This window comes from Shewanella hafniensis (genome assembly GCF_019655335.1).
Taxonomy (GTDB): domain Bacteria; phylum Pseudomonadota; class Gammaproteobacteria; order Enterobacterales; family Shewanellaceae; genus Shewanella; species Shewanella hafniensis.
The window spans coordinates 1-23,379 of sequence record NZ_BPFD01000033.1; the positions used below are offsets into that span (position 1 = coordinate 1).

The 23,379-nt window shown below is 46.4% G+C and carries 22 protein-coding genes and 1 pseudogene; 9 read left to right on the forward strand and 14 right to left on the reverse strand.

Features of this window, described 5'->3' with window-relative positions:
- Positions 1 to 953 precede the first annotated feature (953 nt).
- Positions 954 to 2,363, forward strand: coding sequence for a glutamate--ammonia ligase (gene glnA, locus K5Q99_RS10915; protein ID WP_106648392.1), 1,410 nt, complete (start codon positions 954 to 956; stop codon positions 2,361 to 2,363).
- 253 nt (positions 2,364 to 2,616) lie between these two features.
- Here the strand turns inward: glnA and K5Q99_RS10920 are convergent, their stop codons facing one another.
- On the reverse strand, positions 2,617 to 3,621 hold the full coding sequence (locus K5Q99_RS10920) for a TIR domain-containing protein (protein ID WP_220776882.1): 1,005 nt from the start codon (positions 3,619 to 3,621) through the stop codon (positions 2,617 to 2,619).
- Between the two features lie 593 nt (positions 3,622 to 4,214).
- On the opposite strand from K5Q99_RS10920, the gene K5Q99_RS22480 reads away from it, so the two are divergent.
- Positions 4,215 to 4,472 carry a YceK/YidQ family lipoprotein gene (locus tag K5Q99_RS22480; protein ID WP_251068942.1) on the forward strand — a complete coding sequence of 86 codons (258 nt, stop codon included), beginning with the start codon at positions 4,215 to 4,217 and terminating at the stop codon, positions 4,470 to 4,472.
- A 179-nt stretch (positions 4,473 to 4,651) separates the two neighbouring features.
- Here the strand turns inward: K5Q99_RS22480 and K5Q99_RS10930 are convergent, their stop codons facing one another.
- Positions 4,652 to 5,773, reverse strand: coding sequence for an aminotransferase class V-fold PLP-dependent enzyme (locus tag K5Q99_RS10930; RefSeq protein ID WP_220776884.1), 1,122 nt, complete (start codon positions 5,771 to 5,773; stop codon positions 4,652 to 4,654).
- A 4-nt stretch (positions 5,774 to 5,777) separates the two neighbouring features.
- Positions 5,778 to 6,956: a PrnB family protein gene (locus K5Q99_RS10935; RefSeq protein ID WP_106648396.1), complete on the reverse strand. Its 1,179-nt coding sequence runs from the start codon at positions 6,954 to 6,956 to the stop codon at positions 5,778 to 5,780.
- Positions 6,957 to 7,220: 264 nt separating this feature from the next.
- Between K5Q99_RS10935 and K5Q99_RS10940 the strand changes: the two genes are divergently transcribed.
- The gene (locus K5Q99_RS10940; protein ID WP_220776885.1) at positions 7,221 to 8,564 is read left to right on the forward strand and encodes an anaerobic C4-dicarboxylate transporter; all 1,344 of its coding nucleotides are present in this window, start codon (positions 7,221 to 7,223) and stop codon (positions 8,562 to 8,564) included.
- Between the two features lie 67 nt (positions 8,565 to 8,631).
- Here the strand turns inward: K5Q99_RS10940 and K5Q99_RS10945 are convergent, their stop codons facing one another.
- Entirely contained in the window at positions 8,632 to 9,243 is a 612-nt protein-coding gene (locus K5Q99_RS10945) for a TetR/AcrR family transcriptional regulator (RefSeq protein ID WP_106648398.1), read from the reverse strand.
- A gap of 167 nt (positions 9,244 to 9,410) precedes the next feature.
- Between K5Q99_RS10945 and K5Q99_RS10950 the strand changes: the two genes are divergently transcribed.
- From K5Q99_RS10950 to K5Q99_RS22725, 4 genes are all read left to right on the forward strand, one after another.
- Complete coding sequence (locus K5Q99_RS10950) at positions 9,411 to 10,496, forward strand: MBL fold metallo-hydrolase (RefSeq protein WP_220776886.1); 1,086 nt, start codon at positions 9,411 to 9,413, stop codon at positions 10,494 to 10,496.
- A gap of 345 nt (positions 10,497 to 10,841) precedes the next feature.
- Positions 10,842 to 11,432, forward strand: a complete 591-nt coding sequence (locus tag K5Q99_RS10955; RefSeq protein ID WP_220776887.1) for a hypothetical protein — start codon at positions 10,842 to 10,844, stop codon at positions 11,430 to 11,432.
- Between the two features lie 39 nt (positions 11,433 to 11,471).
- On the forward strand, positions 11,472 to 11,984 hold the full coding sequence (locus K5Q99_RS10960; RefSeq protein ID WP_220591757.1) for a M23 family metallopeptidase: 513 nt from the start codon (positions 11,472 to 11,474) through the stop codon (positions 11,982 to 11,984).
- A gap of 10 nt (positions 11,985 to 11,994) precedes the next feature.
- Positions 11,995 to 12,123: a hypothetical protein gene (locus K5Q99_RS22725; RefSeq protein WP_259511837.1), complete on the forward strand. Its 129-nt coding sequence runs from the start codon at positions 11,995 to 11,997 to the stop codon at positions 12,121 to 12,123.
- Here the strand turns inward: K5Q99_RS22725 and K5Q99_RS10965 are convergent.
- A complete protein-coding gene (locus tag K5Q99_RS10965; RefSeq protein ID WP_220776888.1) occupies positions 12,118 to 12,321 on the reverse strand; it encodes a DUF2986 domain-containing protein in 204 nt (67 codons plus the stop codon). The two genes, K5Q99_RS22725 and K5Q99_RS10965, sit on opposite strands and share 6 nt — an antisense overlap.
- Positions 12,322 to 12,773: 452 nt before the next feature.
- On the opposite strand from K5Q99_RS10965, the gene K5Q99_RS10970 reads away from it, so the two are divergent.
- Positions 12,774 to 14,948: a TonB-dependent receptor gene (locus K5Q99_RS10970; RefSeq protein WP_220776889.1), complete on the forward strand. Its 2,175-nt coding sequence runs from the start codon at positions 12,774 to 12,776 to the stop codon at positions 14,946 to 14,948.
- Positions 14,949 to 15,018: 70 nt separating this feature from the next.
- Here the strand turns inward: K5Q99_RS10970 and K5Q99_RS10975 are convergent, their stop codons facing one another.
- Entirely contained in the window at positions 15,019 to 15,186 is a 168-nt protein-coding gene (locus K5Q99_RS10975) for a YqaE/Pmp3 family membrane protein (protein WP_006079767.1), read from the reverse strand.
- A gap of 263 nt (positions 15,187 to 15,449) precedes the next feature.
- Here K5Q99_RS10975 and K5Q99_RS22830 point away from each other — a divergent pair.
- A pseudogene (locus K5Q99_RS22830) lies at positions 15,450 to 16,619 on the forward strand (GGDEF domain-containing protein).
- A 49-nt stretch (positions 16,620 to 16,668) separates the two neighbouring features.
- Here the strand turns inward: K5Q99_RS22830 and K5Q99_RS10985 are convergent.
- The 8 genes from K5Q99_RS10985 to moaE all read right to left on the reverse strand — a co-directional run bounded on the left by K5Q99_RS10985 (position 16,669) and on the right by moaE (position 23,379).
- A complete protein-coding gene (locus K5Q99_RS10985; protein ID WP_220776890.1) occupies positions 16,669 to 17,361 on the reverse strand; it encodes a TIGR01621 family pseudouridine synthase in 693 nt (230 codons plus the stop codon).
- A 34-nt stretch (positions 17,362 to 17,395) separates the two neighbouring features.
- Positions 17,396 to 18,652, reverse strand: coding sequence for a sensor histidine kinase (locus tag K5Q99_RS10990; protein WP_106648404.1), 1,257 nt, complete (start codon positions 18,650 to 18,652; stop codon positions 17,396 to 17,398).
- Positions 18,653 to 18,701: 49 nt separating this feature from the next.
- Positions 18,702 to 19,379 (reverse strand): response regulator transcription factor, encoded by a 678-nt coding sequence (locus K5Q99_RS10995; RefSeq protein ID WP_006079763.1) that lies wholly within the window; start codon positions 19,377 to 19,379, stop codon positions 18,702 to 18,704.
- Between the two features lie 60 nt (positions 19,380 to 19,439).
- A complete protein-coding gene (locus K5Q99_RS11000) occupies positions 19,440 to 19,961 on the reverse strand; it encodes a hypothetical protein (protein WP_006079762.1) in 522 nt (173 codons plus the stop codon).
- Positions 19,962 to 20,255: 294 nt separating this feature from the next.
- The gene (locus K5Q99_RS11005; RefSeq protein WP_220776891.1) at positions 20,256 to 21,368 is read right to left on the reverse strand and encodes an ABC transporter ATP-binding protein; all 1,113 of its coding nucleotides are present in this window, start codon (positions 21,366 to 21,368) and stop codon (positions 20,256 to 20,258) included.
- Complete coding sequence (modB, locus tag K5Q99_RS11010; RefSeq protein ID WP_105251087.1) at positions 21,349 to 22,029, reverse strand: molybdate ABC transporter permease subunit; 681 nt, start codon at positions 22,027 to 22,029, stop codon at positions 21,349 to 21,351. Before modB ends, K5Q99_RS11005 begins: the two co-directional genes overlap by 20 nt.
- Positions 22,029 to 22,832 carry a molybdate ABC transporter substrate-binding protein gene (gene modA, locus K5Q99_RS11015; protein ID WP_220776892.1) on the reverse strand — a complete coding sequence of 268 codons (804 nt, stop codon included), beginning with the start codon at positions 22,830 to 22,832 and terminating at the stop codon, positions 22,029 to 22,031. Before modA ends, modB begins: the two co-directional genes overlap by 1 nt.
- Positions 22,833 to 22,911: 79 nt before the next feature.
- Entirely contained in the window at positions 22,912 to 23,379 is a 468-nt protein-coding gene (gene moaE / locus K5Q99_RS11020) for a molybdopterin synthase catalytic subunit MoaE (RefSeq protein ID WP_212600243.1), read from the reverse strand.

Here is a 23,379-nt window from a genome sequence, read left to right on the forward strand (position 1 = left end):
TCAATCAGTGCCTTAGAGGCCAGCATCAAGCTGTTTAATCGTTTTAGGTGAAGTTCTGGGCAGTATTGGTGTAAAGAATGTTGTAGGATATTGGCTTCGCGCATCTTGTTGTCCAAGTGTAGTTTTTGGCGAAACCATTTGATCATGCAACAAGATGCGCTTCCACCCTAATTTGATGATTTATTTGTAAATCATCAGGGGATTCTTCAGCGCAAAGTATTTCTGCTGATTTAAACATCAATCAAATTGATGTTCCCGCGACAAAATCATCTCGACGTGAAACAGCAATAATTTCTAGCGCAGATTTAACTGGGCGTTGATATTGGCATTTATGACCGCGAAAACTGAATGCCTTTAAGACTCACTTCATTGTCACGCAATACCTTTATTACGCATCACTGATTTCACTTGGCCTGTGAACAGCAAAGACATTTCGCACATGAGAACGAACTCTTTCCTAATAATATGATAATAAACCACTATTGAATTGAGAATGCATGGCATAGTTGAACAGACTAGCGTGGTTTTATGACAACTATGCGGCGGTGAAATCGCCCAGAGAAAATAGTCCAGAATAGTGCTGAAATAGGTACTGGATTCAGTGCCGCTATCCTTATGTAGTCCCTGTGAGCCAAGGCGCGATTGCCATCTCACTGCCACATAAGCGATGCATACTAGTGCTTTGAACCTTATGCTTTGAAACTTAGCTTTGCATGAATCAATTCAGTGCGCACCAAAATGGATGAATGCACCAAAATGCCTCAACCAATAGCACCAAAGTGGTGCAAACTGGAATCCAATTAAGTGCAGCAAAGATTTTAAACCATGTTAATCAGTAATTTAAATTATTGGCATGGATATCGCTATATAGCTCGTAAGTTTGGCTCAAGATAAATCACTTGAGTTAAAAGATTATAGAAGGGGCATCCCTTTACCCTACCGGAGGCTTGAGAATGTCAGTTGAATCAGTTTTAAAGCAACTTGAAGAATTAGAAGTTAAGTTCGTTGATTTACGTTTTACCGACACTAAAGGTAAAGAGCAGCACGTATCTATTCCTTCTCATCAGGTAGATGCTGATTTCTTCGAAGACGGCAAAATGTTTGACGGTTCTTCTATCGCAGGTTGGAAGGGTATTAACGAATCAGACATGGTACTGATGCCAGATCCAACGACATTCGTACTGGATCCTTTCACCGAAGAAACTACAGCGCTGATCCGTTGTGACATTCTTGAACCCGGTACAATGACAGGGTACGACCGTGACCCACGTTCAATCGCTAAAAAAGCAGAAGCTTACCTGATCTCTACTGGTATCGCAGATACTGTATTGATAGGACCAGAACCAGAATTCTTCCTATTTGACGATGTCCGTTTCGGTACTGACATGTCAGGTTGTTTCGTTAAGATCGACGCTAAAGAAGCGGCTTGGAACTCAGCGACTAGCTACGAAGGCGGCAACACTGGTCACCGTCCATTTGTTAAAGGCGGTTACTTCCCAGTTGCACCGGTTGATTCATCACAAGACCTACGTAGCGCTATGTGTTTAGTGCTCGAAGAAATGGGCCAAGTGGTTGAAGCGCATCACCACGAAGTGGCGACTGCAGGTCAAAACGAAATCGCCACTCGCTTCAACACCTTGACTAAGAAAGCGGATGAAATCCAAATTCTGAAGTACGTAGTGCACAACATGGCACACGCTTACGGCAAGACGGCGACTTTCATGCCTAAACCTATCGTTGGTGACAATGGTAGCGGCATGCACGTTCACCAATCTCTGGCGAAAGACGGTGTTAACTTGTTCGCTGGCGACAAATACGCAGGTTTAAGTGAAACGGCTCTGTACTACATAGGTGGTATCATCAAGCACGCTCGCGCGCTAAACGCTTTCACTAACCCAAGCACTAACTCTTACAAGCGTTTAGTGCCACACTTTGAAGCACCTGTTATGTTGGCCTACTCTGCCCGTAACCGCTCTGCATCAATCCGTATTCCAGTGGTACCAAGCCCTAAAGGCCGTCGTATCGAAGCACGCTTCCCTGATCCACATGCCAACCCATACTTAGGTTTCGCAGCGCTGCTGATGGCGGGTCTTGACGGTATCCAAAACAAGATCCACCCAGGCGAAGCGATGGACAAAGATCTGTACGATCTGCCTCCAGAAGAAGCGGCTGAAATCCCACAAGTGGCAACGTCATTAGAAAACGCCCTTGAAAACCTGCAAGCTGACCATGAGTTCCTGACTAAAGGCGGCGTGTTCAGTGAAGATTTCATCCAATCTTATATCGTACTGAAAACAGCAGAAGCTGAGCGCGTAGCACGTACAACTCACCCACTTGAGTTTGAAATGTACTACAGCCTGTAATGGCTAACGACATGTAATTACTTACTGTATAAATGCATGCGTAAAGTATAAAAGCCCCAACAGTTTTGCTGTTGGGGCTTTTTTGTATCTTGAAGATAACAATGGTCATGGCGATAGATGTAACACAGAATTTGAGACTTATCTGAATTCTGCGAGGACGTGGCATACAAACTTCCTTATTTAATGCTTAATCCAAGCAGGGCTAAAAAGGTAACGACCACGCCATTAAGGTTGGGTGTCCAACTTAGCTGTCCTAAACAAATAAAGCGTCCGCATCGAATGTTATGCGGGCTTTCTTAAACTCTTTTAGCAATTGTGTCTGCCAATCAAGTTCAGCACTGATGTAGACAACACCTTGAATATCATTCTGAATCTCAACACCTGTTTTAACAATTGCTGAGACTTTCTTCCGACCTAGGCGAGCGATGAAGTAGCCATGCTCAAACACAACATTCTGGCGAGCGCGGCCATTCAGTTCTTCAGTGCCCTTTTTCCGTCCTTCATCACAAGGCGTATATAGCACTATTGCGTAGTCAACTGCACCATGCTCTTCAATCTTCTCGATGATAGTATTACCACCGCTCGCTTGATTCATCAACACGACGGGCTTTAATCCGACAGTTCGAACAAAGTTCTCAACCTCCAACCTCAAAACATCATCATGACCATGAACAATAAATACCTTCTGTGTATCGCTTAATTGTTGGGTCGGTTGAAGCACTTGTTGTGGTTGCTGATACAATATTGATGGTTGTAGCAGTGTCTGGGAACTTGGAGGTTGCTGGACAGATGCGGACGGTACGAATGGCTGATGCGGTTGTTGCACAGGAGGAGGGCTGAATGGTTTGGTCGGATTTGAGGCATGTGTACTCGAGGGCAGTGGATGTGGAGCACTTAAATGACTCTGAGCACGGTATGAGCCAGCTACTAGTCTATTAGCTATATCAAGACATCTTGCACGTAAATCATCGCTATGATTTTGGCTGCCATAGTAACTGTTCTCCCGCTTCTCATCGTAGTAATCAATTATACCTAAGAGAACTGTCCCGACTGTTGCTTCATCACTAAAGTGCCAAAAGCCACGCATTCTGTTTGCCTTTGAACCTGACCCGAATTGGTATTGTTCCTCATTGATATCAATACCATAATCATCGAAGAAATCAGCTAGTGTTTTATGTGAGAAGTCGAGCAGATGCCCACCTTCCATCTGTAAGTATTTTTCTAAGCTAGATATATCTCTGCGTGACAAGTTTGCCATAAAATCTCCTTTTAACTGCGGGATATTCTAACACCATCAAACAGTTACACCACTAGGTAGCACACAGATTTTTATGCTAGAGACAATAATCCAGCCATCCATTTTAAATCAGCAACATAATATGCTCTCGGCCTACCCTCAAGCGAATATTTACTGAAGCAGTTTTAAGGAAAGTAATAAAAGTAGCTAGATGGCCAGTGAGGGAAGTGGAGACTGATTTTGAAGAGTATGTTCAAAACTTATCTGAGTTCTGCGAGGGCAAGGCATACAAACCTCCATGTTTAATGCTTATCCAAAACAATAGTCGCCGTTAACAACTAGGTTATTGAGCTTGGTTGTATCTCGTTTCTGTTGATGAATAATTGACAGATATAATCATATAGTTAGAATGCCAAGCTGTTGAAACAGAACAGGTTGGCGTCGAATGAAACTAGATCTGGTTCCACATCACTAACGCTTTCAGTTGATCAAGTGAGTAGATCATACCGAAGCAATGCGGTTTTTCACCTATAAACAATGGAGTGGTTATGCGTTGGTTGACTTGGTTGGTCGTGTGCAGTTCTCTCACGGGATGTGCAACGATAACGTCGAGGATGGGAGAAGATTCAACTTGGGGTCATTCTTTCTCGAGTGTTCAAACGGCTGTTGATAATGGCGAGGAGTGTATGATTATCTCCGCGTTGGCGGCCCCGCCCTTGCTGCTCTTTACCATCCCGCTGACACTCGTTGATATGAGCAGTGCGTTGATCATCGATACTGTTATGCTACCTGCAGATTTAGCGATCACGCCCAGTGATCCCAAGCTCCACACCCCGCGACCTATGGTCTGCCGCTATGACTATAAGATTTAAGCATGATCGCACCCAATAAATAACCTCAAGTTGCCTGTGTGGCGGTGAGTTAACGCCGGCATACGGGAACGACCATGTCGCGGTTTGCCTCCCTGAGTGTTGTGTCTTGTTAGTTATGCCTTGTTAGTTGCAGTTACGTAGTACAACTTAGCCTAGCAAGCCATTTTAAATCATTTAAGTTAGCGATTGGCTTTAATCACATCTAGTAACAGCTTGATATCGGCCATATTGTTATAAATATGCGGCGAAATCCGGATACCCATGCTGCGGGCGTCGACACTAATATTCGCGTTCGCTAATGCCGTCATGATTTTATGTTGTTGCTCACCAAACTGTAAGATCAGTGTACCGCTGCGCTTTTCAACATCACGTGGTGATACAAACTCATGCTCAAGCTCCTGCGCCACAGCATCAATCAACTGCTGATTACATTTACGCAGCAAGGGGACACCTAAACCCGCCAGATAATGAATACTGTGAGCGGCAATGGCATAGGGGGCGATTGAAGGCGTTCCACCCCAGAAGCGCATTGCGGAGTGCTGATAACGAAAGTCGTGGATATCAAATTCGAACGGATTCTCATGGCTAAACCACCCCACATCCTTAGGTTGGCAACGATCCAAAATGGCAGGGTTAATCCAAAGATAGGCTGCACCAGGGCCGCCGCAGAGCCATTTCACACTCGACCCGATTAAAAAGTCAGGTTGTAGGCGCGCGAGATCTAGCGGAATAATCCCCGCCGATTGCGCCACATCCACTAAGCTCAAACAGCCTCGCTCACGGGCTATGGTAAAAATATTGGCTAATGGCGCTTGCTGCCCAGTATTCGAGTAAGCATGACTAACAAACACCAGATCCACATCACGACTGATATGCGCGTCCCACACATTAGGGTCAGTGACATCGAGCCCCTTAGGGATGAAACGTACTTCGCAGCTGGCTGGCAGTGCTTTTTTAAGGGCGAAACCCATGCTGGGGAAATCAATCTCACTCATTAACACAACGGCGTGTTCGCGATTTAATCGCTCGAGTGACATGACGATTTTAGTCAGCGCACTGGAGAGATTCACCTGAGGGCAAAAGTCCTTTTGGTGGCCGTTAAACAGTTTAGATAAGGCGAAAGTAAAATCATCAATCACACTCAGCCACTGACCCCAAGGTTCGCGCCCCGACTCCTGCCAAGGCGCAAAAAAGGCTTCTTTGAAGACCTGTTCGGTCGATTTTAACGGTCGACCGACGGAATGGTTCAATAGATATCCTGGACCCGCGAGGTAAAAGTCCTTTTTATAGTCTGCAAACATAGTGTTATCTCAAACTCTCTTTCAGTTTCTTAATCTCATCATAACGCGTCCGGATGTCGCTGCGCTGAGCGGCGGCACGCCTATCTCTGAGTCGCTCCAATGAACCGAGTAGCACATGCAGTGGCGGACCACTGGCGGTGACCTTAGCTAAATGCTGCTGCTCCATCGTTGTCGAAGGCTCGGCAATATATTTAGTCACTAACTCATTATGGTGCTGAATCGCAGTCTCGCCATGTAATTCGCAGACTTCAATAAAGAGTCGCAAGTTTTCTTGATACCAATCTTGGGTTGAGCAATCTTTTGCCTGCAGGAAGTCATCCATCAAATTCGGCCGACGCATGCATTCACGCAATATCTGTTGATCCTCCGGCATCATGTACAAAAACTTGTCCACCAGCATTTGCGAGTAGGAAGCTTCATTGGCGAAACAAAGACCTAGCGTTAAATCGATGACATTAATCCCCGCAAAATCCCCTGCATTGGCGCCGCGATAAATAACCGAGCCCACCCGATAAGGTTTGTAGTAAGGGCGAACACAGTAAAAGAAACGATCCGTATCTAATCGATTGAATAATTGAGTATTCGACTCAATCACATCCTGCAATGCCTGTTTGGCGACCCGCAGTAAATCGTGACTGATAGGATGGGAAATGCCCAAAGGCTGGATTTTCAATAACGCATCGGCGGCGCGTTTATAGGCCAAAATGCCCTTAGTGTTGTAATCCACAAACAGCTTTTCAGCGCTCAGATCGGTAAAGCGTTTATAAATGCCATTGTGGGCACGATTATGGGTAGTTAAATGCGCGGTGGCAAAGCGCGGCGTGACACCTATTGAAGCGCCAATGTGCATGGCTAGCGCGGAGGCTTCGGCTAATGGTGAGGTGGTTTCCCGTGAGGGCTCAGTAATTTCATGGCGTCGACAAGCTGCCATGTATAGGCCCACGTTACCGAGTAAATCAAAGGCACTGTCGAACCCTTCATCGGTATTCCCCTCATCGAGCAAGGCCTTAATCAATCCTCGGCCTTCGCTCTCTAGCGCCAACTTAGCTTCTGCGCCGATATCGAGCACATTGGCTCGGTCCGTTTGTTGATAATAAAGCTGTTCTAGCTCTGAGTTGAGTTCCACAAAGCGACTGCGGATCCAATCATCGAAGGCTTCGGTATTAAAGGTGGCAGGTTTCACGGGCTTATCCTTGAGTATTGTTATCGTTCTTGTAAACGGAGCGAGCGCTAAGTCTTAGCCCTTTCCGCAAAACTCGTTAACCAGAATGCAACTTATCGCCATGCGTTTCTAGCGCTAGCTCAAATTTATGAAAATTCTAATGCCACTTTTTATTTACACCTTGCTCCAGCGCAAGTTATCAAAATCAATCGCCTCGCAAAATAACGCCAAATACAGATAGTCCTAATACAAATAGCGCGGCAGGTTCCGCAGGGGTAAATCAAAATGATTTTAATGGAATTTATTGTCGTACTCGGCTGCTTGCTGCTGGGTACCCGCTACGGTGGTATGGGACTCGGACTGATAAGTGGTATTGGATTATTTTTACTGATATTTGTCTTCGGTTTAGCGCCGGGACAACCGCCAGTACAAGTTATGCTAACGATTCTTGCGGTGATCGGCTGTGCGGCCGTATTGCAAACCGCGGGCGGATTAGATGTGATGATGCAGTTTGCCGAGCGCCTACTGCGCCGCCATCCACAATACATCACCATTCTAGCGCCGCTAACCACTTGGACACTCACCTTTTTGTGCGGTACTGGCCATGTGGTTTACACTATGTTCCCGATTATTTCCGATATCGCGCTGAAGAAAAATATTCGCCCAGAGCGTCCAATGGCAGTGGCATCTGTCGCCTCACAAATGGCGATTTGCGCTTCGCCTGTGTCGGTAGCTGTGGTGTCTATGGTGTCGATTCTGGCATCACAACAGGGTGTAGGCCGCGCTTACAATCTGCTCGAAATTTTAATGGTGTCAGTGCCAGCATCGCTTTGCGGTGTCATGGCTGCAGCACTTTGGAGTCTGCGTCGTGGTAAAGATTTAGATAAAGATGAAGAATTTCAAGAACGCATTAAAGATCCAGTCCAAAGAGCCTTTATCTATGACAAAAGCGAAACCCTGCTTAATCAACGTTTTACTAAGGAAGCTTACTGGGCAACGGGGATTTTCTTTGCGGCTATTGCTGCTGTGGTGCTACTAGGTTCTTTTAGTGAACTGCGCCCTGCATTTGAAGTTAAAGGGAAAACAACCTTATTATCGATGAACTTAGTCATCCAGATGATGATGTTAATTGCAGGAGCTTTTATTCTGATGACCTGCAAAGTCAAACCGACTGAGATTGCCAATGGTCCAGTTTTTAAAGCTGGCATGGTGGCGATTTTCTCCGTATTTGGCGTGGCTTGGATGAGCGATACGTACTTTATCAGCCATATGGATGTGCTCAAGGAAAACCTCTCCCACGTGGTGCAAAGCCAGCCTTGGACCTATGCCTTAGTGCTGTTTCTTATCTCTAAGCTTGTTAATAGCCAAGCGGCGGCGCTGACTGCCATTGCGCCTATGGGCCTCGCTTTGGGGGTCGATCCAAAACTCTTGATCGCTTTCCTTCCTGCAAGCTACGGTTATTTTGTGCTCCCTACTTATCCAAGCGATCTGGCCTGTATCGGCTTTGACCGTTCAGGCACAACTAAAATAGGTAAGTTCATTATTAACCACAGCTTTATTATTCCAGGTTTTATCGGTGTAGGTACCGCATCGATCATCGGTTATCTGCTGGCGACAGCCTTGCTCTAGGCTGTATTTCACAAATAACAAAGGCCGCTGATGCGGCCTTTGTTTTGAATAGGATTAAACGCTAGATTTAAGCGCGATACATAGCCAAAAACATCTTAATATTGGCGTCGATAATCGCTTGCTGATTATCATCATTATTTTTCATATGGAACAGCTTAGGCCAGAATGCAAACGCCTTAAACATGCCCCAAAACTGAGTCGATGCCATTGCAATATCATCGATATTCAGCGCCTTGTGTTCTACCGCTCCCGCAAGCCAAGCTTCGAGTCCACCTTCTTGCTTCGCAAGCTTCTCCATCGCTTCAGTCGCTTGGACAGGCGAGCGAATAAACTCTGCCATCACCACCCGCGCCACATCGAGAAACTCAGGCTGCTGATACAAAGCCCAGCATCGATGCGCAATTTGCTGCAACTGATCTTCAAGACTCTGCGCAGGATTGTAAACTAAGGTCGCCGCCTCTTTCGTTCGCGCCCACAACTCTGTGGTTGTGGTATCAAACAGCACTTCCTTACTCGGAAAATGGTTATACACAGTACGTTTAGAAACATTAGCCCGCTGGGCGATCCTGTCCATACTGGCCCCCACAAAGCCATTAACCATAAACTCTTCCCGTGAGGCACGCAGAATTGCCACACGTTTCTGCTGAGTGTTTGTCAATTTAATGGGTTTGTCTGCCATGTTTTCCTACACCATAAAAATCATTTGTCGACATTTTACACTATCCAGTTTACTTTTACACCGTCGCATGTAAACTACACTGTGTAGTTTACTTTTTAATATTGTACATGCAATTATAAATGCGATTGAAGATTGTCTTGACCTTACTACGACTCGGGAGCTTTATCATGGCCACTCAAACAAAAACTGACGCAAATACTAAGACTTCGGCCCATGTTAAGGGTGACACATTCAGCAATGAAGCTCCCAATACCCACAGTGGTGAAGGTAATTTACTTTCTATTTTATGGCGTTACGTGACCGAAAGCATTCCTGATAAGAGTCCAAACCAAGCACTGCCAATCCAAAAAATGCAGCTAAACCCCACTGCGGATGCAACACCTATGCTGTATAAAATCAGTCATTCGACAGTGCTGTTGCAACTCAACGGTCAATATTGGTTAACCGATCCTGTTTTTTCGAAACGCGCCTCGCCAAGCCAAATGTTTGGGCCAAAACGATTCCACGAGTTACCAATCGAACTCGATAATATTCCAGCGCTCGCAGGGATTATTTTGTCCCACGATCATTATGATCATTTAGATAAACACAGCATTTTAGCTCTCGCCGAGCGCACGCAAAAATTTATCGTGCCACTGGGTGTGGATAAACATTTGCTCGCGTGGGGCGTGCCTGCCAGCAAGATAGTCGCGCTCGATTGGTGGCAAGCAACCCAACATGCGGGTCTGAGTTTTACCGCGACGCCAGCACAGCACTTTTCAGGCCGTGGTATCTCGGACAAAAACCAAACCCTGTGGGCATCTTGGGTTATTCAGTCCCCTGAACTAAAACTGTTTTTCAGCGGTGATTCTGGTTACTTCAGCGGCTTCAAAACGATTGGCGACAAACTCGGGCCTTTCGATTTAACCTTAATCGAAACGGGTGCCTACGATGAGATGTGGGCAGATATCCACATGCAGCCAGAGCAATCACTGCGGGCGCATTTAGATCTTCGTGGACGACACTTAATTCCGATACATAACAGCAGCTTCGATCTCGCGCTACATAGTTGGTACGAACCATTGGAACGAATCTCTGTAGCCGCTAAAGCCTATTGCGTGCCGCTGCTAACGCCGGAATTTGGTCAAGGCATCAACCTAAGCGATTTAGCCCATAGCCCTGCTTTGAATCACGCTTGGTGGAAAACCTATTTGCCCAAAGACAGAACCGTGTTTGAAATCATTCCAGCGCGTATGAGTTCAGATAAGCTCTAGTCAGAACTCTTATCTGAGCTTTATTAATACACTAAAAAACGTTAAATCATTGGCTCTCCAACACAGGAGAGCCACTGCGGATTACCATTCAACAGAGTCTCACTCGTCGGCGCTCAAAAGCTTACAACTTCAGTATTAAGCCTCCTCCTGCAAACACTAAATTCTAGACGCCTGCTTGATTTTGGGCATAAGATCACTTGCCTTGTCATTTTTTATACCCAACTGAATTAATGGTATTAATGCTTCTAACTGACCATATTAAAATAGCGGGCACAAGAACAAGACTGGTGATTTTAATCTTTGGATACACCATGATCACTTAACATTTCCCTAAAGGTCGCGCTCATGTCGGTGCTCACTTGGCTTAAGAAACAACTTCATCGCACTTTTTATGGCAACAGCCCACTAGAGCAACAGGATAACTTAACCGCCATTTTTCATCCCGCGCAAATGCCAGACATCGACTTGCCGACAAACCAAGCCTATCCGCTAGTGACATCAATTGTGCAGACTGATATCTACGCCTATCAAGTTCACTGCTTACTGACCTTAGAAGGCAAGCAAACCTTAGATTCGTTAATCGGCAATGCAGGTTTTGGGATATTGCCCGAACATGCCGCCAACTTTAATGGCCTGATAACCCATCCGAGCCAAGCGACCAGCTTGCAGCTCCACCAATATGCCGATTTTGCGGGGATCTGCGTCAGTTTAATAACCAACGACAAAGCGCTATTAGAACAACTGATTGCGTTCAAATCGACTTTACCTCACCCTTGGGAAAGCTTTCCCGATGTCGATCCCGATTCCCTTGGCAGTCTTCAAGGTAATATCGATTTTTGGTGCAACTATTTTTGGCAACCCTATTGGTTATCACTCTCAACAGCTGAGCGTTTACAGTACCCAGTAAATTGGCAGCAATTCAGTGATTTCCATTAAGGTTTGAAAGAAGCACTAAGGCTTAATGCAGGATAAAAAATGAAATTAACATCTGTTGGATTAGCACTGGCGTTACTACTACTTGGCGGTTACTTGATCCCTGAGTCACCTGTGATCCCGGTAAAAGGCGCCAGCAGTAAAGACTGGAATAGCCAAACCTTTTGGTATGAACCTTGGGGTTCATCGGGCGTGCACAAGGGGATAGATATTTTCGCTGCCAAAAATACCGCCGCGATTGCGCCAACGCCTATGTTGATCTTATATCGAGGCGACTTCTTTAAAGGAGGCAATGTGGTGGTTGGTCTAGGCCCTAAATGGCAAATTCATTACTTTGCCCATTTAGCGCAAATTGAATCGACCACGGGATTAATGGTCCACCAAGGTGAAACGCTGGGTACAGTCGGCGATACGGGTAATGCGCAAGGTAAACCGCCCCATTTGCATTATTCCATTTTGAGCTTATTGCCGAAACCTTGGCTGATGGATACTTCAACCCAAGGATATAAAAAGGCCTTTTATCAAAACCCCATCAGCTACTTAGAAACGCACTAAGACTTAGGTGATGAGTAACATAGCAGCTTCGCGGCAATATCAACTACAAATGAGAGTTCAGCAACTCGCCATGTCGGCAGACGCAATGAATGCCAGCACAGCCGTCAGATTATACGAAGAAATCAACGAAGACTTATGATTCAATAGATGCAGTATCAAGAGTCACAGCGTTAACTGCCGTAGCATCCACAGTCTGCGACTCGATACCGGCCCCTGCAGCTAATGCTTCCCTATCCGCCTTCGCAATATATTTAGGTTTATTGCTCGATTGCAGTTTGGCATTGGCCTTTTTCGCCTTGCTTTTCAAGGTTTGGTTTATCTTCTTTTTGCGGTTCATCAGGGCACCAATGCGGATTAGTAATAAAGGGGGCGCGATTATAGCCCTCCAGCTGCACGCCAGACAATCGAAAGCACTAAGTCAGATCGTCTCAGACCATCAAACCCACGCCCAACGCTAACTCAGTTAATAAGTCCCAAGTCATCAAGCCTGCGCCCAAACCATCAGATCGCGAAAGCTATGCCAAACGCTAAGTAAGGCGCGGGCTTACCGGCATGAACTCGCACCGGGTAACCCTTGAGGTTAAATCTCGATACCGAGTGCTGTGTCGCAATTTTTGAATACTGCCGTCAAATTGCGCAATTTCCGCGAATACACAACTAGACAAGCCGTAATTCCTGCCCTAAAATCGCGTCAGAATAAAAATCACTATCATTTGCAATGTTGTTTAACGGAAGAATCTAATGCCAAGGAATTCGGTGTAGCAAATCCACCCCTTAGCAGGAAGTTATATGACGTTCAAAACCTCGTTTGTTGCTCTCGCCGTCTTTGCGGCACTCACCCAATCCGCTGTGGCACAAGAAACATCCGATGCGGGAACGAATAAAAACAAAGATATTGAAAGAATAACTGTCACCGCGAGTCGGATGGATAAATCCCCAAGCTCGATCCCTAATACCGTCACTATCATTGACCGCGCCCAGTTAGAAGAACAGTTCCGCACCACTAAAGATTTATCGACCATTATCGGTAACTTAGCGCCTAGCTTTTCACCAAGTCGCCAGAAGATGAGTAACACAGGCGAAACCCTGCGTGGTCGTCCACCATTGATTATGATCGACGGCGTACCGCAATCGAACCCACTTCGCAGTGGAGGGCGTTCGGGTCAAACTATCGATCCTGCCATGATAGAGCGTATTGAAATCATTCACGGTGCCAATGCGATGCACGGTCTCGGTGCCCAAGGCGGCATCATCAACTACATCACTAAAAAGCCCACTGGCGACAGCGAACAGGTTGCGAGTTTCGATGTGACAGTTCCTGATTCGATGAAATCCAACGGCTTAAGCTTTGGTGCCAGCTATGCGTTTTCTGGCGAGTCTGAATTTATCGATATGATAGGCTCGGTTAGCTATCGCAATAATGGTGTGTACTACGATGCCAACCACGACGTTGTGGGCGTAGACACGACTCAAGGCGAGTCGATGGACAGTCAAAGCAAAGACTTCTTCATCAAGCTTGGCCATAACTTCGATGAGTCTCGCCTTGAATTAATGGTTAACCATTACAATGCAGACAACAATGGCGATTGGATGCCTGTCGCTGGTGATAAGCCTAATGGCGTGCCCACGGGCGCAGTTAAGGAAACTCAGCCATGGGAAGCGGCCAACAATCAAGTGACCACGACTAGTTTAACGTATACCCATGCCAATATTGGCGGCCAACAACTTAGCCTGCAACTCTTTAATCAAGATTTTAAAGCGGTTTATGGTGGCGGTTGTTTCGACAGTTTCTACGACCCCTCCTTCGAAGGTAGCGACCAAGTGATCCAGTGCGGTGTCGGCAGTAAAGGCGAAAGCTTGTACTACGAGCAATCCCGTAATTCTTCAGTTAAATGGGGTTTAAAAAGCTCATTGATTGCTAAGGATATTGCCGGCTCAGGCATTGATGCCGCCTACGGTGTGGACCTTTTCCGCGATACCACAGAGCAAGATTTAGTGACAACGGGCTTCTCATGGGTGCCTGAAAGCACCTATGACAACGTCGCGCCATACTTACAGTTAGATTATGATCTAATTGAAAATCTAACCTTATCGACCGGTGTTCGTTACGAACATGCCGAGTTAAGTGTCGACGACTACAAAACCCTATGGGGTGCGGGTAATAAGCAAATTGCAGGTGGCTCAGCCACCTTCGATGAAACCTTATTCAACGTCGGTATCTCCTACAAAATCACCCCAGACATTCGCGTTTATACCAGCTATAACCAAGGTTTTGGTATGCCAGATATCGGCCGTATTCTGCGTGATGGTAAAAGCTTTCCCGGCGACAATCCCAGCATAGATGACTCATTGGCACTCACGCCGCTCGTCACAGATAACGTTGAAGTCGGCGCCGATTACCAAGGTAAATACTTAAGCGCTAAGCTAGCTTACTATCGTTCCGCCACTGATTTTGGCTCACGTTTGGCCTTAAATAGTGATGGTTTCTACGACGTGAAGCGGGAAAAAAGTGTGATCGATGGGATCGAAGCCAATGTCACCGCCTACCTCACCAGCAATGATGATCTCGGTATGAACATCGCCATTCAGCAGGGCGAATACGATTCAAATGGTGATAACCAAGTCGATACCGATCTCGATGGCGCGAATATTTCCCCCAACCGTATCAACCTGTTCTGGACCCATAACTTCGATAATGACATGTCGACTCGTGTTCAAGCCAACTACTACATGGACCGCGACTTTAAAAATGCGGCGGGTAACAAGTATGCAGAATTTGATGGCTATACCACAGTCGATGCTTCCTTCTCTATGCCGCTTTACACTGGCACCCTGAGCTTAGGTCTGCAAAACCTGTTTAATAAGGATTATTTCAATTATTACTCACAAACCATGGGTACAAATGATCGTTATTTCAAAGGTATGGGACGTACTGCGACAATAGGCTACACCTTGCCTTTCTAAGTGAAAGCCCATTTGAAACATAAAAAAGCGCAATTACATTGCGCTTTTTTATTGTGCTGAAGAAAGACAATTATGCCTTGGTCACGACCCAGAGAGCATGTAATAAACCGGGGAACCAGAACAGTAAACACAAGACTATGTTTATCAGCAGATCTTTACCCGCTCCTGCCTTCAAAAATACAGCAACAGGAGGCAATAGAATCGCAATAATGACTAAGAGTAATTTATTTGTATCCATAACAGGGCATCCTTAAAACGGAGATGGTAGGCAAATCAACAAGGTCTAACTTCGCAGGAAGACTCAGAATTTGCAAACTTTTTAGCTTACAGAATGATAAATACTCCAAGTGATTCTCTAAACCAAAGCACTTAATATCGCTATAAATTTAAAGGAAGATGTAGCCCGCCTCATGCCGTTAAATACAGGTTAAGATATCCTATAAACTTCAACCGAAAATGCCTAAAAGCATCTATAGTTAAAGAAAAATATGAACTAAAAGAATGATATTTGATCCCCAAGCCCTATTACTCATCAAATTTATTTGCCTACTGGCCAGCACCGCAGCCGTGGCATGGGGACTCATTGCCAAACCTTTAGCGATTGCGACTCAAGCCAGTATGCGTTTTTCTCTGGCGAACTTGTTCGTCCTCCTTGGTATCATACTCAACAGCCAACGCTCCGAAGCCTCTAGTTACCTTTTTTGGTTCTGCTCCGATATGGCGATTTTGTTTGGATTCATCCTATTACGCTGGGGCACTAAGGCACTCTTCAGACTGAGTCCCAGCGTTAAATCTGACCTTATTCTCTTAGCAATCACAGCCGGTGTGATGCTCTCGGTTCCCCCCAACTTCAGCTCCGAACGCACCTTAGCCGTTGCTTTCTCCGCCTGCGCCGCACTGATTTTTATCATGCTGACGCGGGATAACTATCAGGCCATCAAACGCGATACAGGTAATCGAGTCGCCATCGCTATGGTTATGCCTTTAGTCGCCATGGTCGGTATTTTTACCATTCGTATCTTTATCGCCCTGTTGTCCCCCGAAGAAAGCCCGATATTTATCGCCATGCACACCCAAGAAGCGTTACCTGTGCTGTGGTTTTATGTATTTCTAACCCTATTAATCAATATCGTGATGATAGGAAATGCCATGACGCGACTCGTCAGCAAAATCCGTATGTTAGCGGAGCGGGATCAACTCACAGGCCTGTGGAATCGGCGGGCTATGCATAAGTTTCTCAACAATATCCATCAACGCTAGCTAAAGGATAATGTGCCTTACAGTATGATTTTATTGGATCTTGACCATTTTAAAGAGATTAACGATCAATATGGTCACGATGCGGGCGATCTCACCCTATTGACGGCGGCGAGACTGTTTGGATCGGTATTGCGAGAAAATGACGCATTATGTCGTCACGGTGGAGAAGAGTTTCTGGTGATTTTACCCGCGACCGATGCCCCCGCAGCCAGAGCCGTCGCCGAGAAATTACATCAAGTACTTAAAGAAAATTCGATTATCTGGCAAGGCATTACGATAAACATTCATGCCAGTTTAGGTTACGCCACGATTTATCAAGGATGCCAGCCTGACAAACTACTTATTCAAGCAGACCAAGCCATGTACCGCGCCAAATCCGAAGGTCGAGACCGTATTTGCCAAGCTTGCTAGGCTTTTGCAAAAATCTTGCTAGCCTTACGCAAAAATAATGCTGCCCGTATTAATCCCCTTTCGCTGGCCAAGCCAAAGTATCGGGCTCACGCCATTCGACCAGCGCCTCAATCACGCCTGCAGTGCCAAAATGCTCACCTTGAGTCGGCACATCCCTATACGCGTAATCACGCCAGCCAGTGACTTCGTCACCATAACGAAAATGCAGACAGTAGGCATGCAAATAACACCGATCCGCTGCCGCACCACCGTATAAATCATCCCCTAAAATCGGTACGCCTAAACTGGCCAAGGCGACTCTTAATTGATGGGTTTTACCTGAGTGAGGTTTCAGCAAATATAAACGTAATCCCTCGCCGACACTCAAGGAGAAAAACTGCGTAATCGCAGGATTCTCTTTAGTGCGCAGCAACTTAAACATGCTACGACGCGACTTTGCCATGTCACCAATCACCCAGCCTTGTTTCTTCTTCGGCTTGCCCTTCGCGAGGGCGAGGTAATATTTCTGCACTTTATGGGCGGTAAATAGCTCAGTAAATTGCTTGGCGGCGACCGCGCTCTTGGCCAAAATCAACAGACCTGAGGTGGGCGTGTCTAATCTATGTACGGCAAAAAGCTTAATCCCTAAATCTTGCTCAGCCTGCGCCACCACGCCTGCCGTCCCATCCTGACTGTGGAAATGCACTTTGGCTGATTTAGAAATAACAATAAAATCAGCCTCATCGGCTATGATTCGATACATGGAGTACTCGGCGTTGGTAATGCGGATCATCGACTTAAAACTGAATAGTGACGACTAAGCCAGGATGATTATCCGTGAGATTAATTTTGGCATTGTGCCGTGAGAGAATCGCTTTGACCATAGATAATCCTAAACCTGTGCCCTGTAAATGCCGGCTAGGGTCGAGGCGGACTAAACGTTCGAACACTCTTTCTTTACTGTCGTCGGGAATACCTGGGCCATTATCGCGGATCTGAATTTGTGGGCCTGACTGGATAATTTCAATCCGCGCACCTTGACCAGAATACTTCATCGCGTTATCGACGAGATTATATAAAGCTTGGAATAATAAGTATTTATCACCAAAAACCTTATGATCAGCCAGCAGCGACAAACTTAAGGTTTGCTCGTTAGATTCCGCCACAGCATCGGCCATATCCAACAAATCGGTACACAGTTGCGCTAGGCTTAACTCCTGCAAATCGAGCGTCTGCTGACCTTCTTCGATACGCGTGAGCGACAACATGGCATCAAATGTCGCTAAACAATGGTCGAGCTCCTCGGTCAAAATCGCGCAACCCTCGCTAATCTCATCGCTGGGTTTACTCGCTAACTCTTCAAGCCCAATACGGATATGTGACAATGGAGTACGTAAATCGTGGGCGATATTATCGGTCGCACCACGCACTGCCATCAGGTTATTTTCGAGGATATCCAGCACATTATTAAACTGCAGCGCCAACATATCGAACTCGTCCTGACGCCAACTCAAGGGTAAGCGGGTGTCATAATGACCGCGTTCAATCTGTTCACTCAAGCGGTTGTATTGCACTAATCGACGTAAAATCGCCTTAGAAAATAGATAGCCGAGCGCTAAGGTCAACACTATCGTAAGCATCACGGCTGTCGCCGCAGCGCTGATAAACTTATCGATTAACGTCGCTAAGTTATCGGTACGGGTCGCAATTAACACAGGGCCGTAGCGGGTCATCACTAGCCCGCCGGTAAGAATGTGCAGCTTATCTGGACCGCCGGTTAAGATGGGGAAGTCCCGCGTTTGCGGCAGCATGGGCATGCCTTCGGGCATAAAGCTCAAGGCGCCAACCATGTCATAACTGTTGCGCCAAGCGATGAGCGCCGTTTGTGGATCGGCGGCGCGGATTTGAGCGGCAAAACTACGGCGATCAACCGTTAGGGCAAGTTGCTGATAACGTTGGGTCTCTGACTCTAAATATTGAGTCACTTGATACTGTTGCTCGATGATCAACTGTCGATAGAGGGCAAATAGCAGCGCCCCAATGATCACAGTCACTAAGGTCGAAAAGACAATTGTGATGCGCCAGGCGCTGCTTTGGTAAGGCTTAATGCCTTTGTCGTAAGCGATAACCCGCTCCCCTCACGGTTTCGATAAGCTCGCCATGGCCTAACTCTTCAAATTTACGGCGTAATTTTGCGATATGCACATCGATAACATTCGTGCGTGGATCGAAGTGATAATCCCACACAGCTTCAAACAACAAGGTGCGACTAATCACTTGATTCGCATGTTCCATCAAATACTTAAGTAACTGAAACTCTTTCGGCTGCAGCATTAACTCCTGCCCGTCTAAGGTCACATTACGGGTCAGTAATTCCATCTTCAAGCCGCCAACAACAAGATCAGTAGTGACTGGTACAGATTGGCCACGGTGCATGAGTTTTTCGGCGCGCACTAATAACTCTGAGAAGGCAAACGGCTTAGTCATATAATCGTCGCCGCCCGCGCGCAGGCCTTTTACTCGCTCATCAACGTGCGCTAAGGCAGATAAAATCAGCACTGGAGTTTGATTGCCCGTTGCCCTTAAGGCGGCCAATAATTTTAAGCCATCAAGCTGGGGTAACATGCGGTCGAGGATCACGAGATCGTACTGACTACTTGTGGCGAGTGACAAACCTTGGTGGCCATCGCTCGCCGTTTCGATATTGTGGCCCTGCTCAAGAAATCCTTTGACGATGTAATCAATTGTTGTCGCATCATCTTCAACTAAAAGTATTTTCATCTGTATGTTGCGCTCCTCAATCCTAAATACTCGTTTGAGCACTCGATTAACTTAGATATTTCAATCCCACTTGAGTAAAGGTAACGGGCGTAAATTTTCGACATCAAAAGCCAATTTAAACTTACCCGTATCGTCTAGCAGCTTAAGCTCTAAATAACTGATACCTAAGTCGTGATCTAACTTTGCCTCGGTTAAGAAGGCTTTGTGATCTTTAGTGGCCTTAGCGATTAAGCCTGAAAATGTTTGATCTTTTGCTGCGATCAAACGTGTCGCCTCAACCTCACCGAGATCATCCGCGCTTACTTTACTCGCCTTTTGTTTCAGCAACTTACCATCACGGGCACGATATTCAAACCGTGTTATAGAATTGGCCAAGGGATTAATCAACTCAAATTGGTAGACTAATTCACCCTCTTGCTCTTCCATATTAAATTCGGCAATCACGCCGGAGAACCCTTTTTCGATCTGCTGCATAACGCTCAGCGGCGGTACATAGTCTCCACCCGCAAACATCGAATACATGCTCTGAGCCGCAGTTGCGACGCCAGATACCAACATGAATCCTAGCAACCATAGTCTCATGGCTCCTCCATATAAATCAGCTAAGTTTGTATCTTATGAGACAATCAGTTAGAAGTCGATGGGACCAATTGTCCCTGGGCGCGATTCCAAGCTAGTCCCCCATAATGTACCACTGGATACAGCATCACCTTACATAAGCATTCACTCAGATTGGGTCATAAATGGATCAAAAAAACCTTTGAACATCACCTAAGTTATTAGCTTTTAAGCCAAACACTCAATCATCTTGTGGCTAATCTGTTAAGTCTACCTAATACCAGCTGAAACACCGATGGAAACAAGATTAAGCTTTGATCATCTGGGGGATTCCAAAATATGAATTTGCTCGGATTTGAGTGCCACTGTGGTTTGCATTCCTTTAGTGAGTGCAAGCTTTTGGGCAAAATGCAGCGAGACTTCGGTGTTAAGTTGTAACTGAGTCCCCGTGACATAGCAGATAAGGCGAACCGACTCACCCATCACCAGCATGGCGTCGATCGTGACATCTAACTTATTAAAACTGCGGCATAAACGCCCTTTGGAAATCGAATTAAACCGAATACCTTGGTTGGGGATAACCCAACGAACTCGACTTCCCACAGGGCGATCTTTGCCATAGTCGCAGGCAATTAGCTGCTCACCAAATTTAAGCCAAGTGAGATTTTTAGTGCTGTCTTGAAATACCACTTCACCATCGAAAATATTCCTTAGCCCCATCTGCCGCGCTACCGCTTCATTACGTGGCCGCGACAACACTTCGAAAGGTGCACCCTGCTGTAACATCTGACCTTGGCTGATCAAAATCATCGAATCAGCCAGCAACAAGGCTTCATTTAAGTCATGGGTAACCATGATCACTGGGCAGAGTAACTGCTCTTTGAGGCGCGCCAGTTCAAGGTATAAACGCTCGCGAGTTTCCCTGTCCACCGCAGAAAAAGGCTCATCCAGCAACAAAACCGACGGTTCACGGGCAAGCGCTCTGGCAAGCGCAACGCGCTGGCGCTGGCCGCCCGATAAATGCGCCGGTAATCTATCGGGTAATCCCTGTAGATTGACCCGTTCGAGCCAATCTTTCGCGCGCGGTATGCGCTCCGATTTGGGGATATGGTCAAGTCCAGCGACTACGTTTTCTAAGGCAGTGAGATTCGGAAATAAGCCAAAATGCTGCGGCATATAACCGATATGGCGTTGCTGCGGGCTTAAGGCGATACGCGCTTTATCATCAAACCAAGGCCGATCGCCAAAGTGGATTTGTCCCGTATCGGGATGATTTAACCCAGCGATCATCCGTAGCAGCGTGGTTTTTCCACCGCCAGACGGCCCTACCACAGCAAGTACTTCACCCGCTTTACAGCGAAAATCGGCGTTGAGTTTAATGTGTTTATGATTTTGGATCTGACACTGCAGATCAGCGATGATTTGCGCCACGCTGACCTCCTAAACGCCGCGATAGACTGGTTGTTAGTGCTAACGCCGTCACGGCAAACAGCAATAAGACTAATGACATAGTGCCTGCGGCATTAAAATCGAATGATTGCACACTGTCATAAATTGCAATCGAAATCGTCTTAGTCTCGCCAGCAATATTGCCGCCCATCATCAGCACAACGCCAAACTCCCCAAGCACATGGGAGAAGCACAGAACTAATGCCGTTAGCACACCCGGCCACACCATAGGCAATTCAATTTTAAGTAGAATTTTAAGTCGACTCATACCGCAACAAGCCGCTGCGTCGCGAACATCATTAGGTACAGTTTCAAAGGCGCGTTGTATCGGCTGCACCGCGAAGGGAATATTGACTAAAACGGAGGCGATAACCAGACCAGAAAAGTGAAACACGAGTTGCTGACCCATGACTTGCTCAATCCATTGTCCGAGCCAACTTTGACTGCCAAGCCCCACCAGCAAGTAATAACCAATCACAGTCGGCGGTAATACTAAGGGCACCATGATCAGCGCCTCGACCCAAGATTTGCCGACAAATTGACGATAGGCTAATGCTCGTCCAGCCAAAATAGCTAAAGGAATCAACACTAAAACTGTGATGCCACTCAGCTTGACCGATAACCAAAGTGCCTGCCAATCCATCATGGTTGCTCTGGCAATGAAAAACCATAATCGGCCAAAACACGACGAGCACTATCGGCTCTTAAATAATCGTAAAAATGCTGAGCAGTTTCACCCGCCTTGGCCATTAATGCCATACGCTGAAACAGTGGGCTATGCATTTTTGCTGGCACTATGGCGTAATCACTATGTTTAGCAAAAGTAGGAGACATAGCTAAAGAGAGCGCAATAATCCCGCCCTGGGTTGAACCACTAATCGCAAACTGCCCTGCTTGGGACACATTTTCCCCGAGGATCAATTTAGGTTGAATCGCATCCCACAACTGCACAAACTGCAATGCTTCTTTGGCCTTTTCGCCATAGGGAGCGTGATCAGGGTTAGCAATAGCAAAACGGGTAATTTTTCCTGCAGCGAGTGCTTCGGCTAGCCCCTTAAGTTCAGGATCAACGGACAAACGACCGGTTTTAGGTACAACAATAGCGAGTTGCCCTTGGGCATAAAGAACGCCGGCATCGCGGGCAATGCCAGCACTATGCAATTGCTGAATATATTTTTCATCCGCAGATAAAAATAATTCATAGGGCGCACCGTTTTGGATTTGAGTAGCAAAATTGCCCGATGACCCATAGGATATTTTTACTTTTAGCCCAGTTTCATTGGTAAATTTTTGGCTAATATCATCGAGGGCAAAACGTAAATCTGAGGCAGCGGCAATTGCGGGAATCGCTGTATTATCAGCCGCTCGGCAGCTAGATGGCGCGACCGCCAAGCACCAGAGTAATGCAAAAACACAGGTATGGAAGAAACGGGTCAAACTCTGCATTGGGTCACCTTAGTGCAATATTCGCGCGGGTCTTAAACTGGCAAGCTGCGTTACGACTATGAGTATCTCTGCCACGCGACTAGTCTTTGTGTTGCCATAGCTTAGCCGCTTGTTCATCGGCATCTTTCGCTTCAACCCAACTTTTACCTTGCTCGCCCGCTTCTAATTTCCAGAATGGCGCTTTGGTTTTTAAAAAGTCGATTAAGAATTCACAAGCAGCAAAAGCGGCCTTGCGATGGGCGCTGGTTACGCCGATAAACACAATCTGCTCACCCAAAGCCATAGTACCGACACGGTGAATAACCGTCACTTTATTGAGCGGCCAGCGGCTACGCGCCTCGGCAACGATTTGTTCTAACACGGCTTCGGTCATGCCAGGATAGTGCTCTAAGGTTAAGTCTGTCACCGCGGCGCCATCGTTAAAATCACGCACTTTGCCGACAAAAGTGACTACGGCGCCATCGCTATCATCTTGAGCTAGCTGGCGATATTCGTCAGCCACACTAAAATCGACCTCTTGAACTCGAACTGCGGCTAATAAGCGCAT

Bases quoted from the DNA above. Each gene is read 5' to 3' on its own strand.
- glnA (WP_106648392.1), top strand. From the start codon at position 954: ATGTCAGTTGAATCAGTTTTAAAGCAACTTGAAGAATTAGAAGTTAAG.
- K5Q99_RS10920 (WP_220776882.1), bottom strand. From the start codon at position 3,621: ATGGCAAACTTGTCACGCAGAGATATATCTAGCTTAGAAAAATACTTA.
- K5Q99_RS22480 (WP_251068942.1), top strand. From the start codon at position 4,215: ATGGGAGAAGATTCAACTTGGGGTCATTCTTTCTCGAGTGTTCAAACG.
- K5Q99_RS10930 (WP_220776884.1), bottom strand. From the start codon at position 5,773: ATGTTTGCAGACTATAAAAAGGACTTTTACCTCGCGGGTCCAGGATAT.
- K5Q99_RS10940 (WP_220776885.1), top strand. From the start codon at position 7,221: ATGATTTTAATGGAATTTATTGTCGTACTCGGCTGCTTGCTGCTGGGT.
- K5Q99_RS10945 (WP_106648398.1), bottom strand. From the start codon at position 9,243: ATGGCAGACAAACCCATTAAATTGACAAACACTCAGCAGAAACGTGTG.
- K5Q99_RS10950 (WP_220776886.1), top strand. From the start codon at position 9,411: ATGGCCACTCAAACAAAAACTGACGCAAATACTAAGACTTCGGCCCAT.
- K5Q99_RS10955 (WP_220776887.1), top strand. From the start codon at position 10,842: ATGTCGGTGCTCACTTGGCTTAAGAAACAACTTCATCGCACTTTTTAT.
- K5Q99_RS10960 (WP_220591757.1), top strand. From the start codon at position 11,472: ATGAAATTAACATCTGTTGGATTAGCACTGGCGTTACTACTACTTGGC.
- K5Q99_RS22725 (WP_259511837.1), top strand. From the start codon at position 11,995: ATGAGTAACATAGCAGCTTCGCGGCAATATCAACTACAAATGAGAGTT.
- K5Q99_RS10965 (WP_220776888.1), bottom strand. From the start codon at position 12,321: ATGAACCGCAAAAAGAAGATAAACCAAACCTTGAAAAGCAAGGCGAAA.
- K5Q99_RS10970 (WP_220776889.1), top strand. From the start codon at position 12,774: ATGACGTTCAAAACCTCGTTTGTTGCTCTCGCCGTCTTTGCGGCACTC.
- K5Q99_RS10975 (WP_006079767.1), bottom strand. From the start codon at position 15,186: ATGGATACAAATAAATTACTCTTAGTCATTATTGCGATTCTATTGCCT.
- K5Q99_RS10985 (WP_220776890.1), bottom strand. From the start codon at position 17,361: ATGTATCGAATCATAGCCGATGAGGCTGATTTTATTGTTATTTCTAAA.
- K5Q99_RS10995 (WP_006079763.1), bottom strand. From the start codon at position 19,379: ATGAAAATACTTTTAGTTGAAGATGATGCGACAACAATTGATTACATC.
- K5Q99_RS11000 (WP_006079762.1), bottom strand. From the start codon at position 19,961: ATGAGACTATGGTTGCTAGGATTCATGTTGGTATCTGGCGTCGCAACT.
- modB (WP_105251087.1), bottom strand. From the start codon at position 22,029: ATGGATTGGCAGGCACTTTGGTTATCGGTCAAGCTGAGTGGCATCACA.
- modA (WP_220776892.1), bottom strand. From the start codon at position 22,832: ATGCAGAGTTTGACCCGTTTCTTCCATACCTGTGTTTTTGCATTACTC.
- moaE (WP_212600243.1), bottom strand. From the start codon at position 23,379: ATGCGCTTATTAGCCGCAGTTCGAGTTCAAGAGGTCGATTTTAGTGTG.